Raw genomic sequence first — 17,541 nt, 5'->3', positions numbered from 1 at the left:
CGGTGTCGCGCGCCCGCCGCCCGCCCCGCCCCCCCCCCCCCCCCCCCCCCCCCCCCCCCCCCCCCCCCCCCCCCCCCCCCCCCCCCCACCTCAGCGCGCGCCGAACCCCCCTCACCCCAACCCTCTCCCGGAGGGAGAGGGAGTCGTCCGCCGTTCAGCTCCCCCGTCGTGCTCGACCTCGGCCAAGCCGACAAACGCCTGGTCGCACGCCTCTCCGGCGACACCCACCTGCTGCTGGAGATCGGTGCGCCGGAGCTGGACCTGGTGCTGCGCTTCCGCGCCCATGCGCTGATGCAGGCGCTGGAGGCCAAAGCCCTGGATGGGGTTATCGACCTGACGCCAGGCATTCGCTCGCTGCAGGTGCACTACCAGCCGGAAACCCTGCCCCTGGAGTCGCTGCTGGAAATCATTGCCGGACTCTGGGATGGCGTCTGCGCTGCCGGCGACCTGAAAGTGCCGTCGCGTATCATCCACCTACCGCTCTCCTGGGACGACCCCGCCTGCCAGTTGGCCATCGAGAAGTACATGACCACGGTCCGCAAGGACGCGCCCTGGTGCCCGAGCAACCTGGAGTTCATCCGCCGCATCAACGACCTGCCGAACCTGGACGACGTACAGCGCACCGTGTTCGCCGCCAGCTACCTGGTAATGGGCCTGGGCGACGTCTACCTCGGGGCCCCGGTGGCCACGCCGCTGGACCCGCGCCATCGCCTGGTGACCACCAAGTACAACCCGGCGCGCACCTGGACCGCCGAGAACTCGGTGGGTATCGGCGGCGCCTACATGTGCGTGTATGGCATGGAAGGCCCCGGAGGCTACCAGTTCGTCGGCCGCACCCTGCAGATGTGGAACCGCTACCGCGAAGTGGAAGCCTTCGCCGGCAAACCCTGGTTGCTGCGCTTCTTCGACCAGATCCGTTTCTACCCGGTCTCGGCCGAGGAACTCACGCGCATCCGCCGCGACTTCCCCCTGGGTCGCTATCCGCTGCAAATCGAAGAAAGCGAGCTGTGCCTGGCCGATTACCAGGCGTTCCTCGCGCGCGAAGCCGAGGGCATTGCCACCTTCCGCAGCCAGCAGCAGGCCGCTTTCCACGCTGAACGAGAGCGTTGGATCGCCTCCGGCCAGGCTCATTTCGAAAGCGAGGACATCGCCACCGACCTGGGCGAGGATGCCCCGCTGGGGGCCGGCCAGCATGCAGTGGAAAGCCATATCGCCGGCAACCTCTGGCAGGTGCAGGTGGAACCAGGCGCCAGCGTGAAGGCCGGGGACATTCTGGTGATCCTCGAATCCATGAAGATGGAAATCCCCCTCACCGCGCCCCGTGATGGCGTCGTGCGCGAGGTACGGGTGCAGCCGGGTTCGCCGGTGCGTGCCGGGCAGCGCGTGGTGGTGATGGAAGAGGCGTGAGGAATCTCTTGGGCTGAACCCCATGTAGGGGCGAATTCATTCGTCAAGGGCAGCGCAGCTGACCCTCTGGGGCGCCTCGGGCAGACCGTTGGCCTGCCTGGCGATTGAAATCGCCCCTACAGAAACATCCGGCCCTCATTGCCGCTCCCCTTCCGCGGCCCTACAGTTCAAGCGGCACCGCACGCAAAAGGACCCGCAATGCCGCCGTTCAGCCGCGACCAGGCGCAACACCGCGCCGACGACATCCAGGCCTTCTACCGGGAAGTGGAGCGCCTGCACGAAGAGCAGACACTGCTGCTCTCCCCCGAGCAGATCGAGCGTCTCGGCGAGCACCATCGCCAGTTGCTGGCGGACTACCGCAACGCCTTCGACATCGACTCGGACGCCCAGGCCCGACGCCTGTCGCTGGGCATGCGCATCGCTTCCTTGCTGGGCGCTCTGGCCCTGGCCGCCAGCCTGCTGTTCTTCTTCTATCAGTTCTGGGGCCTGTTCCCGGAAACCGCCCAGGTGGGCATTCTCACCGGCTTCTCCCTGGGCAGCCTGCTGCTCACCCTGCTGCTGCGCCAGCGCGCGCCCTCCGGGTACTTCACCAAGCTGGCGGCGATCCTGGCCTTTGCCTGTTTCGTGCTGAACGTGGTCATGCTCGGGCAAATCTTCAACATCACCCCCAGCGACAAAGCCCTGCTGCCTTGGGCCGCCTACGCCCTGCTGCTGGCCTACGCCTGCGAGGTACGGGTGCTGCTGGGGGCCGGACTGGCGTGCATCATGGCGTTCGTGGCCACCCGCCTGGCGAGCTGGAGCGGGCTCTACTGGCTGGACTGCACCGAACGGCCGGAACACCTGCTGCCGGCCGGATTGCTGATCTTCCTGGTGCCGCAGTTCATCTCTCAGGCGCGCTACAGCGGTTTCGCCGCAATCTTCCGGGTATTGGGCTTGTTCGGTCTGTTCGTGCCGGTGCTGGTGCTGTCCACCTGGGCTGACGGCAGCTACCTGCCCTGGTCACGCGACCTGGTGGAAGTCATCTATCAGCTACTCGGCTTCGGCGGCGCGGCCCTGGCCATCTGGCTCGGCAACCGCCGTGACTGGCCGGAAGTGGTGCACACCAGCCTGCTGTTCTTCGTCCTCTTCCTCTATATCAAGCTGTTCGACTGGTGGTGGGAGGTGATGCCCAAGTACCTGTTCTTCCTCGTCCTTGGCCTGGTCGCCGTGCTCATCCTGCTGGTGCTCGGTCGCCTGCGTCGCACCCACAAAGGGGGCCAGCGCACATGAAAACCCGCAACGCACTGCTCGGCGGACTCGCCCTGATCGGCCTGACCAACGCCATCGCCCTTGGTGGCGTCTGGCTGAACCGCAGCGGCGAGCCGGACAGCCGCCTGCTGCTCACCGAGCGCGAACTGCGCCGCAGCCACGACTGGGCCGACCGAGAAAACAGCGGCCTGGCCCTGCGTCTGGACTGGCGCCGTCCCAGCGATCCCGCGAGCGATGACCGCTACCAGAGCCTGATGCTGAGCGAGGCCCAATTGTTGGGCCTGGGTTTCACCACCGAAGTGCGCGCTGGACAGCGTTTCGACAACCGCAACCGCGAAGCGCTGGTGGTGCTGGAACTGGACGGCCCGGCACACAAGGCCGAACTCGAACGCGCTAACCAACAGCTGAGGAAGGCCCGCAGCGAGTTGCACGCCGCGCCAACCGATAAGCGCCGGCAGGACGCCGAAAGCGCCGCCCGCGACTATGTTGAAGATGCAGAGCAACGCGACAGCCGACTTCTTGCCGTGGATGTGGGCGTGGAGAGGGAGGTCCTGCGCAGTCGTTACCCTGACCGCAGCCGCTACGCCATCGTGCCCGGACACGTGAGCGCCTGGGTACGCGAGGGGCACCTGACCGGTCAGATCAGCCGACTGCGCATCACCGAGATCAACGTCCCCCACGCCTGGCGCGAAAGGCTGGACGAAGAGTTGGCGCGCAACCGCATTGGCGACACACCGCCGCGCTTTCGACTGTGGCTCAGCGTCGGCCAGCGCCTGGAACCCTGGATCGATTCGCCCCCGGAGTTTCCGCGCGAAGGGCCCCGAGCAAAGGCAGTAGACGCCGTTAGCCTGGCGTCAAGTACCCGTCCGTGACGCTCGCATTAGCGCACGCTAGCATTGCGCCACTACCCAGAGGCCAGATTGCCCGATGCCGTTAAAAGAACACGCCAAGCAAAGCCATCGCCTGTTGGTCCTCACCCTGGTACTGCTGCTTGGCAGCGGCTTCCTAGCCACGTCTCTGGTGAGTTACCAGGCGTCGCTCAAGTCGATTCGCAACAGCATCATCAACACCGAACTGCCGCTGACCTCGGACAACGTCTACTCGGAAATCCAGAAGGATCTGGTCAGGCCCATCCTGATTTCCTCGATGATGAGCCGCGACACCTTCGTGCGTGACTGGGTGATGCAGGGTGAGAAAGACATCGAGCCGATGACCCGCTACCTGCGCGAGATCCAGGAACACTACGGCGCCTTCACCAGCTTCTTCATCTCAGACCGCACGCTTACCTACTACCAGACCAAGGGTGTGCTGAAAAAGGTGAACCCGAAGGAGCCCCGGGACATCTGGTACTTCCGCGTGCGGGACATGAAGGAGCCCTACGAGATCAACGTCGATGTGGACATGGCCAACCAGGACCAGTTGACCATCTTCATCAACTACAAGGTGTTCGACTACGACGGCAAGTTCCTCGGCGCCACCGGCGTCGGCCTGACGGTAGATGCAGTGATCAAGCTGATAGACGAATACCAGCGCCGCTACGACCGCAGCGTCTACTTCGTCGATACCACTGGACGCATCGTCCTCACCGGGGCGGATGGCGGCCCGCTGGGTGCGCGGGTCGGCCAATCCCTGGCCGAGGTGCCGGGCCTTGAGGACCTGCAGGCCAAGCTGCGCCGTCCACAGACCGGCAAGTTCGAGTACCACGAACGCGGCCGCGACCACTACCTGAACGTGCGCTACATCCCCGAGCTGAACTGGTACCTGTTCGTCGACAAACACGAAGGCGGCCTGCTCGCCAGCCTGCGCAACACCCTCTACCTCAACCTGTTGATATGCCTGCTGGTCACCGCCGTCGTGCTGGTGCTGGTGACCCGCTTGATGCGCCGCTACCAGCACAGCATCGCCGCGCTGGCTACCACTGACAGCCTGACCGGGCTGCCGAACCGGCGCGGCTTCGAGTTGCTCGCCGGCCAGGCGCTGCAAGAAGCCCGGCGTGACCGCAAACCGCTTGTGGCACTGATGCTGGACCTCGACCACTTCAAGATGCTCAACGACACCTACGGCCATCAGGCTGGCGATGAAGTGCTGCTGGGCTTCGCCCGGAATCTGCGGGACAGCCTGCGTCAGTCGGACATCATCTGCCGCTGGGGTGGCGAGGAGTTCATCATCTTGCTCAAGGACACCGGAAATTCCACCGCCCACCAGTTGGCCGAGAAGGTCCGCAGCGAAGTGGCCGCCAAGCGCTATCCCTTCAAAGGGGTGAACCTGCAGGTGACCACCAGCATCGGCCTGGCCCAGATGCATCCAGATGACTCGCTCGACAGCTTGATCGGCCGCGCCGACCGTGGCCTCTATCGGGCCAAGCAGTCAGGACGCAACTGCGTGTGCGTGGAGCCTTCGGGGAATCACGACGCCGTGTGATCCGGTGGGAGCGAATTCATTCGTGAATGAATTCGCTCCCACAATCCCCATCCCCACCAACCTCAAGCCAGCAGCGCTACCGACTTGATCTGCGCCCAGAGGGTCTGGCCGGGGTAGAGGTCCAACTGGTCGCGGGAGAAGCGAGTGATGCGTGCCAGCATCGGTGTGCCATCCACATCGAGGCGTACCAGAACGTGGGCCGCATTGGCGGCGGGAGACTCTTCCACCATCCTCGCCGGCAGCAGGTTGAGGATGCTGCTGTCGCGTTGTTTTTCCAGGCTCAAGCTGACGTCCCGCGCCAGCACCCGGAAGCGCAGGGTACGGCTTTCGGCAACGGGCGAATGGGCCACTCTCACGCTGAGTGAGCTACCGGGCAACCCCAGGGTCAGCAACTGGTACCGGGCATCGAAACCTTGCACCCGCCCTTCTATGACGACGCCCGCTTCATCTTCCCGGGCGATGGGCAGGTCCAGGCGCGCCAACGTCTGGTCCAACGGACCGCTGGCCAACACCTGGCCGTTGTCGAGCAGCACCAGATGGTCGGCCAGGCGCGCGACTTCATCCGGCGAGTGGCTGACGTAAATCACCGGAATATCCAGTTCGTCGTGCAGGCGCTCCAGATAGGGCAGAATCTCGGCCTTGCGCTTGAGATCCAACGCCGCCAGGGGTTCGTCCATCAGCAGCAGGCGCGGGCTGGTCAGCAGGGCGCGGGCGATGCCGACGCGCTGCCGTTCACCGCCTGACAGACCGACCGGCATGCGTTCCAGCAGATGGCCGATTCCCAGTAATTCCACGGCCTGTTCCAGTTCGACACGACGCTGCCCAGGAGGAATGCGCCGCAGTCCGAACGCCAGGTTGTGCCGCACCGAGAGGTGCTCGAACAGGCTGGCTTCCTGGAACACATAGCCCAGGGGACGCTTGTGGGTGGGCAGGAAATGACCACGGGTGCTGTCCTGCCAGACCTCGCCATTGACTTCCAGGAACCCCTCCGCAGCCTGCTCGAGGCCGGCGAGGCAGCGCAGCAGGCTGGTCTTGCCCGAGCCGGAATGACCGAACAGGGCACTGACGCCCCGGCCGGGCAGTTCGAGGTCGGCCTCCAGGGCAAAACCCGGGTGGCGCAGGCGGAAACATGCACGAATCTGTTGCATGGCTCAGGTCCAGCCGGGTTTGAGGCGCCGGCTGGTGTTGAGCGCCAGCAGGATGAGGAAGGAGAACAGCAGCATGCCGCCGGCCAGCCAGTGGGCTTGGGCGTACTCCATGGCTTCGACATGGTCGAAGATCTGCACCGAGACCACGCGGGTCTTCTCGGGGATATTGCCGCCGATCATCAGCACCACGCCGAACTCCCCAACCGTGTGGGCGAAACCGAGGATGGAGGCGGTGACGAAGCCGGGGCGCGCCAAGGGCAGTACCACCGAGAAAAAGGTGTCCCAGGGGCTGGCGCGCAGGGTCGCAGCCACTTCCAGCGGACGTTGGCCGATGGCGGTGAAGGCGTTCTGCAGGGGCTGCACCACAAAAGGCATGGAATAGATCACCGACCCGACCACCAGGCCGGCGAAGGTAAAGGGCAAGGTGCCGAGCCCAAGGCTCTGGGTGAACTGCCCGATGAACCCATGGGGGCCCATGCTGACGAGCAGGTAGAAACCGATGACGGTGGGCGGCAGCACCAGTGGCAGGGCGACCACGGCAGCCACGGTCCCCTTCAGGCGTGAGCGGGTGCGCGCCAGCCACCAGGCGATGGGCGTGCCCAGCAACAGCAGGAGCACCGTGGTGAGGGTCGCCAGTTCCAGGGTCAGCCAGATGGCGGCCAGGTCGGTACGGTCGAGAGGGAAGTTCATGGGTTGGCCGGATGATCGGTTTTCGCTATGTGGCGAACTATATAGCGAAGTGCTGCGTCCAGCCAGAATCGGGTGTCAGCCCATTTCCGGCCCACTGCGATGCAGGGCATTGTCCGCCTCGAGCAGCAGTTGTTCGAGTTCCTGGCCGCGAGTGGACTCGGCATGGCCAATGCGCAGCGTCAGGCTCTGCTCTGCAGCACGGTTGAAGGCACCCAAACCGGCACGCAGGCGTTGCAGCACGGCAACCGGATCACTGTAGCCGGTGGTCAGTACGAGGAACTCACCACCGCCAAGGCGCGCCAGCAGGTCATTTCGACGGAACTGCGCCCGCAGCATGCGCGCGGCCACCAGCGGCAGGCTCTCGCCCGGTCCGCTGTCGTTGCTGTCCACTTGCAGATGGAGCAACAGACTAGGCATGTCGCGCTGGCGTGCAGCATCCAGCTCCTCGGGAGCGTGGCGCAGGAAGCCGAGACGGTTGTGCAGGCCGGTGAGTTCGTCGGTCATGGAAAAGCGCTGGATGTCCTGCTCGACCCGCTCGCGCTCGCAGGCTTCGTCATAGAGCAGGCGGTTAGCCGCCACCAGTTCCTGGGTACGGGCGACGACCCGCTGCTCCAGCTCGTTGTAGAGCTGGACGTTTTCCATGGCCACCGAGGTGGAGTCCGCCAGGGCTTGCAGCAGCCCGACCTCCCGCGCATTGGCGAGGCGCGGAGTAGCCCAGTAGGTGCCGATAGCCCCCACCGGGGCCATGCTGCGGATGGGTACCATGACCAGGCTTTTGACAAACGTCGGGCGGTACGCGTCGTGGGGGATGCGCGAGTCCTGGTAGACGTCCTCGATCACCGCAGGTTCGCGGTTGAGCATGGCCCAGCCGCTGATGCAGGTCTCCATGGGGAAGCGCAGGCCTTTCCACAATGGCGAGATGGCGTCCTCGTCCTTGTAGTAGCAGCGTTCGCCATCGCGCAGGACGAAGGTAGCGCCGTCGGCACCGACCAACTCCCGCGCCGCGCTGCGCACGATCTCGGCGATACGGTCGAGATCACGGGCCAGGGAAAGCTCCTGGATGGCCCGAACCAGGCATTCGAGATTACGTTCGTAGCTGACTGCGGAACCATCCATAGACCCACGCCTCCTGACCGGGGCGATGGCGCCCCGGTTTCATATCAGCACAGAGCTTCAGTCGTTGCGAGAGGGAGACAGCAATTCGATCTTGTAACCGTCGGGATCTTCCACGAACGCCAGGATGCTAGTGCCATGTTTCATCGGCCCCGGCTCACGGGTGACCTTGCCGCCTCGGGCGCGGATGTCCTCGCAGGCCTTGTAGACGTCATCCACTTCCAGGGCGATGTGACCGTACGCGGAACCCAGCTCGTACTTGTCCACACCCCAGTTGTAGGTCAACTCGATCACGCTGTTGTGGGCTTCGTCACCGTAGCCGACGAACGCGAGGGTGAACTGGCCGTCCGGGTAGTCCTTGCGACGCAGCAGGGTCATGCCCAGTACTTCGGTGTAAAAGGCGATGGATTTATCCAGGTCGCCGACTCGCAGCATGGTATGCAGCAGTCTCATCGTTGGTTCCTCATCGGTTGCCCGTTATCCCGGGCTTTGAGAGCCCTTCGACGATCTCGCGAGCTAGTGAAGAACAAGGCGAAAATGGTTGAGGAAGCGGAGTTTACGGGTCGTAAATGAGCATTCCGAAGCCATTTTCAACGCAGTTATTCCGACGCGCAGCAGATCGTAACTGGCTCTAAATACGAACCCCGGCTCATGGCCGGGGTTCGTAGGCTAATGCTGACAAGCTTATCAGAACAGCTTGCGACCCTTGCCTGCGGCGATGCGCATGCGCAGGGCGTTGAGCTTGATGAAGCCAGCGGCGTCAGCCTGGTTGTAGGCGCCGGCATCGTCCTCGAAGGTGGCGATGTTGGCGTCGAACAGGGAGTCGTCGGACTTGCGGCCGACCACGATGACGTTGCCCTTGTACAGTTTCAGGCGCACTACGCCGTTCACGCTGGCCTGGGAGGCGTCGATCATCTGCTGCAGCATCAGACGCTCCGGGCTCCACCAGTAACCGGTGTAGATCAGGCTGGCGTACTTCGGCATCAGCTCGTCTTTCAGGTGAGCCACTTCGCGGTCCAGGGTGATGGACTCGATGGCGCGGTGAGCCTTGAGCATGATGGTGCCGCCGGGAGTCTCGTAGCAGCCGCGGGACTTCATGCCGACGTAGCGGTTCTCGACGATGTCGAGGCGACCGATGCCGTTGATGCCACCGACACGGTTCAGCTCGGTGAGCACCTGGGCCGGGGTCAAGTCCTTGCCGTCGATGGCGACGATGTCACCATTGCGGTAGGTCAGTTCGATATAGGTCGGGGTATCCGGCGCCTTTTCCGGGGAAGTGGTCCACTTCCACATATCTTCTTCGTGCTCGGTCCAGGTGTCTTCCAGCACGCCGCCTTCATAAGAAATGTGCAGCAGGTTGGCATCCATGGAGTACGGGGACTTCTTCTTGCCGTGACGCTCGATCGGGATGGCGTGCTTCTCGGCGTAGTCCATCAGCTTCTCGCGGGACAGCAGGTCCCACTCGCGCCAGGGAGCGATCACTTTCACGCCCGGTTTCAGCGCATAGGCGCCCAGCTCGAAACGCACCTGGTCGTTGCCCTTGCCGGTCGCGCCGTGGGAGATGGCATCGGCGCCGGTCTCGTTGGCGATTTCGATCAGGCGCTTGGCGATAAGCGGACGAGCGATGGAGGTACCCAGCAGGTACTCGCCTTCGTAGACAGTGTTGGCGCGGAACATCGGGTAGACGAAGTCGCGGACGAACTCTTCGCGCAGGTCATCGATGTAGATTTCCTTGACGCCCATTGCCTGGGCCTTGGCGCGGGCCGGCTCGACCTCTTCGCCCTGGCCGAGGTCAGCGGTGAAGGTCACCACTTCGCAGTTATAGGTATCTTGCAGCCACTTGAGGATCACCGAGGTGTCCAGGCCACCGGAATAAGCCAGGACAACCTTCTTCACGTCCGCCATGCCATCAACTCCACGGGGGTTGTACGAAAAACCCGTGATTCTACTGACCCTGGCGGCCAAATTACAGTGGCGCGACAGCTTATGACGACGAGGCGACAGATTCTGTCGGCCGCGCGACGAGTGGTCGGGTCAGGAACCGGCCGGCGACTGGGATTTGGGGGCCGCACCCTGGACGCCAGGCTTGATGGGAGCCTCGGCCGGGGCAGCGGCGGGAGCAGGTGTCTCTGCCGGAGTGGAGGTTGAAGCCGGAGCGGTCGCTGGGGCCTCCACAGGCAACTCGACGCGGGAAAGCTGCACCGTGGCGCGGCGATTTTTCGCCCGGTTCGCCGAGCTGTTGTTCGGTGCCAGCGGATAACGCTCACCGTGGAAACGCATGACCATTTGCGCCTCCGGGAAGCCATTGGCCTTGAAGTAGTCGAACACGGCCAACGCGCGGCGACGCGACAGATCGCGGTTGGTCAGGCGGTTACCGCTGTTGTCGGAGTGACCGTCGATTTCGATGTGATTGACGCTGGGGTCGGCCTTGATGAAGTCGAGCATGATTTCCAGCTTGGCCCTGGCCATGTCGTCCAGCTCGACGCCCCCGCCGGGGAAACCGAGCTGCAGTTGCCTGATCTGGTCGAAGTTCACCGGCAGAAGCTTGGCGGTGCAGGCCAGGTAATCCTGATAGGCCTGATTGAACTTCGCCGGCAGCAGGCGTACCTCCATGGCATCGCCGCCTTGCAGGGTGCGGTGGCGCACCAGCGGGCTGCGGCCTTCCAAAAGGCCTGTGAGCAGGCGTCCGGCCTGTTGCTGGGAACTGTTGAAGGGTACTTCGCCGCCCCCAACGCTGACGACGCCCAGGTTGATGTCCCCCCTCCCCGGCTGCCAGGGCGCCGCAGCCGCCAGCAAGGTGGCGGAGCCGGCTCCCATCCAGCGCTCGCGGGCCTTCAGGCGGAAGGTGGCCTGCTCGCCAGCTCGGCGCACGAACTCGCCCGAACCGAAGTCCGTGATGGGCTGCGAGAGGCGGCATTCGAACTTGTCACCCTCGACCTTCCACTCGACTTTCTCCAGACGCGTCTGGAAGGTGATGGCCATGGCCGGCAGGCTGGCGAACAAGCTCAGGAAGACGAGATAGCGCTGGCGCACGGCGGGCTCCACGGGAATTACGGCGTTCCTGCTGGATATCGGTGCCGCTCGGCAAAACTTGAGCGCGAATTTGGTTGCCCGATTGCCGCTGGCTCAAGCCCTGCGTGCCCCTGGAGGGCTTTTCCGGTAGCATGTCGGCCCAGTTCTGCCCGCCTGGAAGCCCCTCATGTCCGACCGTTTGACCCTACTGCGTCCCGACGACTGGCACATCCATCTACGTGATGGCGCCGTCCTGGCCCATACCGTCGCCGATGCCGCCCGTACTTTCGGCCGTGCCATCATCATGCCCAACCTGGTGCCCCCGGTGCGCAATGCCGAGGAAGCCGATGCCTATCGCCAGCGCATCCTGTCGGCGCGTCCGGCCGGCAGCCGCTTCGAGCCGCTGATGGTGCTCTACCTCACCGACCGCACCAGCCCGGAGGACATCCGCGCGGCCAAGGCTTCCGGTTTCGTCCACGCCGCCAAGCTCTACCCGGCCGGCGCCACCACCAACTCGGACTCCGGCGTCACCAGCGTCGACAAGATCTTCCCGGCCCTGGAAGCCATGGCCGAGGTCGGCATGCTGCTGCTGGTCCACGGTGAAGTGACCCGCGGCGAGATCGACGTATTCGACCGCGAGAAAGTGTTCATCGACGAGCACCTGACCCGCGTGGTTGAGCGTTTCCCGACCCTGAAGGTGGTGTTCGAGCACATCACCACCGGCGACGCGGTGCAGTTTGTAGAGTCGGCCTCGGCCAACGTCGGCGCCACCATCACCGCCCACCACCTGCTGTACAACCGCAACCACATGTTGGTAGGCGGTATCCGTCCGCACTTCTATTGCCTGCCGATCCTCAAGCGCAACGTGCACCAGGAAGCCCTGCTGGATGCCGCCACCAGTGGCAGCACCAAGTTCTTCCTGGGTACCGACTCGGCTCCGCACGCCAAGCACGCCAAGGAAGCTGCCTGCGGCTGCGCCGGCTGCTACACCGCCTATGCAGCCATCGAGCTGTACGCCGAAGCCTTCGAGCAGCGCAACGCCCTGGACAAGCTGGAAGCCTTCGCAAGCTTCCACGGCCCGGACTTCTACGGCCTGCCGCGCAATACCGACCGCATCACCCTGGTGCGCGAGGAATGGACCGCCCCTGCCACCCTGCCGCTGGGCGAGCAGATGGTCGTGCCGCTGCGCGCCGGCGAGAAGCTGAGCTGGCGTCTGCTGGAGGAACAAGCGTGAGCGAAGACCTGTACGACGACGAACTGGACGGCAGCCTGCCGTCAGGCCCCCGCCACCCCATGGCGGCGCGCTTCCGCGGCTACCTGCCCGTTGTGGTGGACGTGGAAACCGGCGGTTTCAATGCCGCCACCGACGCCCTCCTGGAAATCGCCGCGACCACCATCGCCATGGATGAGCAGGGCTTCCTCTACCCGGATCACACGCACTTCTTCCGCGTCGAGCCATTCGAAGGCGCCAATATCGAACAGGCCGCACTGGAGTTCACCGGGATCAAGCTGGATCACCCGCTGCGCATGGCGGTGAGCGAGGAGCACGCGCTGACAGAAATCTTCCGTGGCCTGCGCAAGTCGATCAAAGCCAACGGCTGCAAGCGCGCCATCCTGGTGGGCCACAACTCCAGCTTCGACCTCGGCTTCCTCAACGCCGCGGTGAACCGGACCGCGCTCAAGCGCAACCCCTTCCACCCCTTCTCCAGCTTCGACACCGCGACGCTGGCCGGCCTCGCCTATGGCCAGACCGTCCTGGCCAAGGCCTGCCAGGCAGCCGGCATCGAGTTCGACGGGCGCGAGGCTCATTCGGCGCGCTACGACACCGAGAAGACTGCCGAACTGTTCTGCGGCATCGTCAACCGCTGGAAGGAAATGGGCGGCTGGATCGACGACGACGATTGAGTCGTCGGCGAAACGCCAGACATGAAAAAGCCCCGAACTTTCGGGGCTTTTTCTTTCAGCCTGGAAACGCTTACAGGGAAGAAGCGTTCTCGGCCAGGTACTGGGCAACGCCTTCCGGAGAAGCGGTCATGCCCTTGTCGCCTTTCTTCCAGTTGGCCGGGCAGACTTCACCGTGCTCTTCGGTGAACTGCAGGGCGTCGACCAGACGCAGCAGCTCGTCCATGTTACGACCCAGCGGCAGGTCGTTGACGATCTGGGAACGGACAACGCCATTCTTGTCGATCAGGAAAGCGCCACGGTAAGCCACGCCGTCTTCGGACTCAACGTCGTACGCCTTGGCGATGTCGTGCTTCATATCGGCAGCCAGGGTGTACTTGACCGGGCCGATGCCGCCCTTGTCTACCGGGGTGTTACGCCAAGCGTTGTGGGTGAAGTGGGAGTCGATCGATACGCCGATCACTTCCACACCACGAGCCTGGAACTCGGGAATGCGGTGGTCCAGTGCGATCAGTTCGGACGGGCAAACGAAGGTGAAGTCCAGCGGATAGAAGAACACCAGACCGTATTTGCCTTTGATGGCCGAGGACAGGTTGAAGCTGTCAACGATTTCGCCATTGCCCAGAACGGCGGCAACGGTGAAGTCCGGAGCCTGCTTGCCTACGAGTACGCTCATTCCATGTCTCCTGAGTTGTCATGAGTAATCAACGGGGCCGGGCGTCACAGCCTGGCCGGCCAATGTGGCGACGCCATGACACCCGCTCCAAAAAGGACTGGCAATCATACACTCGGCAAAGGTCTCCGCCCACCGCTTTCGACTAGTGGGTCAAGTCCGGCGAATCCCCGCTCGGGAGGCCAGGAAAGCCTCTAATCCGGGTCTTCCAGCCAAAGTTTTGACAATCATTCTCATTACTATTAGTATCCCATCCATCCAACAACTCCCTCCGAGCTTTGAGTCGCCATGTACGTCTGTCTCTGTCTAGGTGTCACTGACGGTCAAATTCGCGAAGCCATCTACGAAGGCTGCTGCAGCTACCGCGAAGTGCGCAACACCCTCGAAGTGGGTACCCAATGCGGCAAGTGCGCCTGCCTTGCCAAACAGGTGGTCAAGGAAACCCTCGCCGAGGTGCAGAGCAGCCAGGCCGCCCTCGCCTACCCTGCCGCATACGCTATCGGCTGACCGTTTGGCGGAAACGAAAAGAACCGGACCTCAGCGTCCGGTTTTTTTGTGCCTGTTTTTCAAACATTTAGACTTCAAATGTAGAAGTTAAACATTCTTATTCATATTCAAATTCATTTACAATTCAACTACTTATATTTGACATACAACAATACGGAGATCAAAATTTGCTGATCTTCAACTCTCCCGATGGCAGGATTCCACATGAAAGGCGACAAGAAAGTCATACAGCATCTCAACAAGATCCTGGGCAACGAGCTTGTTGCGATCAACCAGTACTTCCTGCACGCCCGTATGTACGAAGACTGGGGCCTGAAGAAATTGGGCGACCACGAGTACCACGAGTCCATCGACGAGATGAAGCACGCTGACAAGCTGATCAAGCGCATCCTTTTCCTCGAAGGCCTCCCCAACCTGCAAGACCTTGGCAAGCTGATGATCGGCGAGAACACCAAGGAAATGCTGGCCAGCGACCTGAAGCTGGAGCAGCAGGCCATACCGGACCTGAAGACAGCCATTGCCTACTGCGAAAGCGTGGGTGATTACGGCAGCCGCGAACTGCTGGAAGAAATCCTCGAGTCCGAGGAAGAACATATCGACTGGCTGGAAACCCAACTGGGCCTGATCGAGAAAGTCGGCCTGGAAAATTACCTGCAATCGCAGATGGACGAGTAATCCGGCACCAGACAAAGAGCCCCGCAAATGCGGGGCTCTTCCATTCATGACGTTTACTAATCAAACCTTCTAAACAGGATTGCTTTCTATTAAAAATAGAATACGCACATATACGAATAACCATTAGAAATAAAAGAGCCCCGCATTTGCGGGGCTCTTTTTTTATTCAAGGGAGGGGATCAGGCGCTAGCCTTGCTCACAGCTTCCTTGACCAGGGTCTGCAGCTCACCCTTCTCGAACATCTCGGTCATGATGTCGCTGCCACCAACCAGTTCACCGCCTACCCACAGTTGCGGGAAGGTCGGCCAGTTGGCGTACTTCGGCAGATTGGCGCGGATTTCCGGGTTCTGCAGGATGTCGACGTAGGCGAACTTCTCGCCGCAAGCCATGAGGACTTGCGCGGCACGGGCCGAGAAGCCGCACTGCGGAGCGTTCGGCGAGCCTTTCATGTACAGCAGGACAGTGTTGTTGGCGATCTGCTCTTTGATGGTTTCGATGATATCCATTGGGCACCTCGGCTGAACTTTCCGACTGTCGAGTCGGCAGGATGGCGGCATTGTAACGGAAAGCCGAGCGGCGCGCTCGGGCTTCCCTTGTCCTCAGGCGGCCACCACTTCCACAGGAACGCCATTGAGTGCCGCATTGCCGGAAAGCGCGTCCAGCTGGCGCTCGTCGGTCAGGTCGTTGGCACTGGCGCCCGGCTGCTCGCTGGCGATGCCCATGCGCACGCCGGGCCGCGCGTGCCCCCACCCATGGGGCAGGCTGACCACGCCGGGCATCATGTCCAGGCTGGCGCCCACCTCCACCTCGATCATGCCCACGCGCGAGCGCACTTTTACCCGCTGCCCATCCACCAGCCCGCGGACTTCCAGATCGTGCGGATGCATCAGCAACTGGTGGCGCGGCTTGCCCTTCACCAGACGGTGATAGTTGTGCATCCAGGAGTTGTTGCTGCGCACATGGCGTCGACCGATCAGCACCAGCTCGCCTTCACGGGGCGCGGGCTGCGACGTGAAGCGTTCGAGGTCGCCGAGAAGGATCGCCGGCGCGGCCTCCACCTTGCCGCTGGCGGTCTTCAGACGACCGGCCAGATTGGGTTTCAGCGGTCCAAGGTCGATGCCATGGGGAGAGTCACGCAGGCGAGCCACGGAAAGTTTGTGCTCGGTGCGGTCGCCATAGGGGCCCGCACGCAGGCCGAGGTCTATCATCTGCTCCGGGGCCAGGGTCGGCTTCAGTTCGATGCCGGTACGCGCGGCGAATGCCTTGGCCAGGCCGACGAAGATCTCCCAATCGTGCAACGCCCCCACTGGCCTGGCCAGCACCGCTTCGTTGAAACGGGTGACATTGCGCACGGCGAAAAGGTTGAAAGTGGTGTCGTAGTGCTCGTGCTCCAGTGGTGCGGTGGGTGGCAGGATCAGGTCGGCGTAACGGGTGGTCTCGTTGATGTAGAAGTCGATGCTGAGCATGAACTCCAGACCGTCCAGGGCCTGTTCTAGTTGCCGGCCGTTAGGTGTGGACAGCACCGGGTTGCCGGCGACCGTCACCAATGCCCTTACCTGCCCCTCACCGGGGATGAGCATCTCCTCGGCAAGCGCCGCCACCGGCAGCTCACCGCCGTACTCGGGTAAACCGGATACGCGGCTCTGCCAACGATTGAAGTGGCCACCGGAGGTAGCAGCCACCAGGTCGACTGCCGGCTCGGTGCAGAGCACGCCTCCAACCCGATCCACATTACCGGTAACCAGGTTGATGAGTTGGATCAACCACTGACAGAGGCTACCGAAGGCCTGAGTGGACACCCCCATCCGACCATAGCAGACCGCGCTTTCCGCTGCGGCGAAGTCCCGCGCCAGTTGGCGAATCTGCTCTGCCGGAATACTGCAGCGCCGGCTCATGGTTTCCGGCGTGAAGCGAGCGATCGCCTCCCGCACCTGCTCCAGCCCTTCGACCTGCAAATGGGTCGCGCGGCCCAGCCCTTCTTCGAACAGCGTATTGAGCAAACCAAACAACAGCGCCGCATCCTGCCCCGGTCGCACGAACAGATGCTGGTCGGCCATGGCCGCGGTTTCGCTGCGACGCGGGTCCACCACCACCAGCTTGCCGCCTCGCCCCTGCAAGGCCTTCAGGCGCTTCTCGACGTCCGGTACGGTCATGATGCTGCCGTTGGAGGCTAGCGGATTGCCGCCGAGGATCAGCATGAACTGAGTGTGATCGATATCGGGGATCGGGATCAGCAGGCCATGGCCGTACATCTGCTGGCTGATCAGGTGGTGGGGCAGTTGGTCCACCGAGGTGGCGGAGAAACGCCCTCGGGTCTTGAGCAGACCGAGAAAGTAGTTGCTATGGGTCATCAGCCCATAATTGTGCACGCTCGGATTACCCTGATACACGGCCACCGCGTTGTTACCGTGGCGCGCCTGGACGTCGGCCAGGCGCTCGGCGACCAGGGCGAAGGCCTCGTCCCATTCAATGGGCAACCATTCGTTTCCGGCACGGCGCATGGGCTGACGGATGCGATCTGGATCGTTCTGGATGTCCTGCAGGGCCACGGCCTTGGGGCAGATATGGCCACGACTGAAGCTATCCTGGGCGTCACCCTTGATAGAAAGGATGCGACGAGTGCCGTCATCCTGATCTTCGGTCTCAATGGTCAGGCCGCAGATGGCCTCGCAGAGATGGCACGCACGGTGGTGGAGGGTCTTGGTCATGGCCTGGCCTCTATTCTTGTTCGAGACGACCGGTCGG

At 63.0% G+C, this 17,541-nt stretch carries 16 protein-coding genes and 1 pseudogene; 8 read left to right on the top strand and 9 right to left on the bottom strand.

The features are described from left to right. Positions 1 to 132 precede the first annotated feature (132 nt). The 4 genes and pseudogenes from AAHM40_RS06860 to AAHM40_RS06845 form a co-directional block, all read left to right on the top strand. Positions 133 to 1,407 (top strand): annotated as a pseudogene (locus AAHM40_RS06860) (carboxyltransferase domain-containing protein); the annotation flags it as partial. A 198-nt stretch (positions 1,408 to 1,605) separates the two neighbouring features. Continuing rightward, positions 1,606 to 2,676 (top strand): DUF2157 domain-containing protein, encoded by a 1,071-nt coding sequence (locus AAHM40_RS06855; RefSeq protein ID WP_342243974.1) that lies wholly within the window; start codon positions 1,606 to 1,608, stop codon positions 2,674 to 2,676. Next, a complete protein-coding gene (locus AAHM40_RS06850; protein ID WP_342243973.1) occupies positions 2,673 to 3,527 on the top strand; it encodes a DUF4824 family protein in 855 nt (284 codons plus the stop codon). Before AAHM40_RS06855 ends, AAHM40_RS06850 begins: the two co-directional genes overlap by 4 nt. A gap of 55 nt (positions 3,528 to 3,582) precedes the next feature. Then, complete coding sequence (locus AAHM40_RS06845) at positions 3,583 to 5,076, top strand: sensor domain-containing diguanylate cyclase (protein WP_342243972.1); 1,494 nt, start codon at positions 3,583 to 3,585, stop codon at positions 5,074 to 5,076. Between the two features lie 62 nt (positions 5,077 to 5,138). Here the strand turns inward: AAHM40_RS06845 and modC are convergent, their stop codons facing one another. From modC to AAHM40_RS06815, 6 genes are all read right to left on the bottom strand, one after another. Beyond that, a complete protein-coding gene (modC, locus tag AAHM40_RS06840) occupies positions 5,139 to 6,224 on the bottom strand; it encodes a molybdenum ABC transporter ATP-binding protein (protein WP_342243971.1) in 1,086 nt (361 codons plus the stop codon). Between the two features lie 3 nt (positions 6,225 to 6,227). Continuing rightward, entirely contained in the window at positions 6,228 to 6,914 is a 687-nt protein-coding gene (gene modB, locus AAHM40_RS06835) for a molybdate ABC transporter permease subunit (protein WP_342243970.1), read from the bottom strand. Positions 6,915 to 6,989: 75 nt separating this feature from the next. Beyond that, positions 6,990 to 8,030, bottom strand: a complete 1,041-nt coding sequence (locus AAHM40_RS06830; RefSeq protein WP_342243969.1) for a sensor domain-containing diguanylate cyclase — start codon at positions 8,028 to 8,030, stop codon at positions 6,990 to 6,992. A 57-nt stretch (positions 8,031 to 8,087) separates the two neighbouring features. Further along, positions 8,088 to 8,480 carry a lactoylglutathione lyase gene (gene gloA / locus AAHM40_RS06825; protein ID WP_342243968.1) on the bottom strand — a complete coding sequence of 131 codons (393 nt, stop codon included), beginning with the start codon at positions 8,478 to 8,480 and terminating at the stop codon, positions 8,088 to 8,090. Positions 8,481 to 8,714: 234 nt separating this feature from the next. Next, the gene (locus AAHM40_RS06820; RefSeq protein WP_342243967.1) at positions 8,715 to 9,932 is read right to left on the bottom strand and encodes an argininosuccinate synthase; all 1,218 of its coding nucleotides are present in this window, start codon (positions 9,930 to 9,932) and stop codon (positions 8,715 to 8,717) included. Positions 9,933 to 10,061: 129 nt separating this feature from the next. Then, a complete protein-coding gene (locus tag AAHM40_RS06815; protein WP_342243966.1) occupies positions 10,062 to 11,060 on the bottom strand; it encodes a flagellar protein MotY in 999 nt (332 codons plus the stop codon). 166 nt (positions 11,061 to 11,226) lie between these two features. Between AAHM40_RS06815 and pyrC the strand changes: the two genes are divergently transcribed. After that, positions 11,227 to 12,273, top strand: a complete 1,047-nt coding sequence (pyrC, locus tag AAHM40_RS06810) for a dihydroorotase (RefSeq protein WP_342243965.1) — start codon at positions 11,227 to 11,229, stop codon at positions 12,271 to 12,273. Then, a complete protein-coding gene (rnt, locus tag AAHM40_RS06805; protein ID WP_028626299.1) occupies positions 12,270 to 12,944 on the top strand; it encodes a ribonuclease T in 675 nt (224 codons plus the stop codon). The genes pyrC and rnt overlap by 4 nt, the downstream gene beginning before the upstream one ends. Before the next feature lie 70 nt (positions 12,945 to 13,014). On the opposite strand, the gene AAHM40_RS06800 is transcribed toward rnt, so the two are convergent. Continuing rightward, positions 13,015 to 13,617, bottom strand: a complete 603-nt coding sequence (locus AAHM40_RS06800; protein ID WP_280282180.1) for a peroxiredoxin — start codon at positions 13,615 to 13,617, stop codon at positions 13,015 to 13,017. Between the two features lie 285 nt (positions 13,618 to 13,902). Here AAHM40_RS06800 and AAHM40_RS06795 point away from each other — a divergent pair, with 285 nt between their 5' ends. Together AAHM40_RS06795 and bfr are read left to right on the top strand one after the other, a co-directional pair. Beyond that, entirely contained in the window at positions 13,903 to 14,121 is a 219-nt protein-coding gene (locus AAHM40_RS06795) for a bacterioferritin-associated ferredoxin (protein WP_028626297.1), read from the top strand. 204 nt (positions 14,122 to 14,325) lie between these two features. Continuing rightward, complete coding sequence (gene bfr / locus AAHM40_RS06790; protein WP_342243964.1) at positions 14,326 to 14,796, top strand: bacterioferritin; 471 nt, start codon at positions 14,326 to 14,328, stop codon at positions 14,794 to 14,796. 179 nt (positions 14,797 to 14,975) lie between these two features. Here bfr and grxD read toward each other — a convergent pair whose 3' ends face one another. Continuing rightward, on the bottom strand, positions 14,976 to 15,302 hold the full coding sequence (gene grxD / locus AAHM40_RS06785; RefSeq protein ID WP_280282182.1) for a Grx4 family monothiol glutaredoxin: 327 nt from the start codon (positions 15,300 to 15,302) through the stop codon (positions 14,976 to 14,978). A gap of 93 nt (positions 15,303 to 15,395) precedes the next feature. After that, positions 15,396 to 17,504: a molybdopterin oxidoreductase family protein gene (locus AAHM40_RS06780; RefSeq protein WP_342243963.1), complete on the bottom strand. Its 2,109-nt coding sequence runs from the start codon at positions 17,502 to 17,504 to the stop codon at positions 15,396 to 15,398. Between the last annotated feature and the right edge of the window lie 37 nt (positions 17,505 to 17,541).

Source organism: Pseudomonas sp. OTU5201, assembly GCF_038440135.1.
Classification (GTDB): Bacteria; Pseudomonadota; Gammaproteobacteria; order Pseudomonadales; family Pseudomonadaceae; genus Metapseudomonas; species Metapseudomonas resinovorans.
This window is presented reverse-complemented; position numbering and strand designations above follow the sequence as displayed.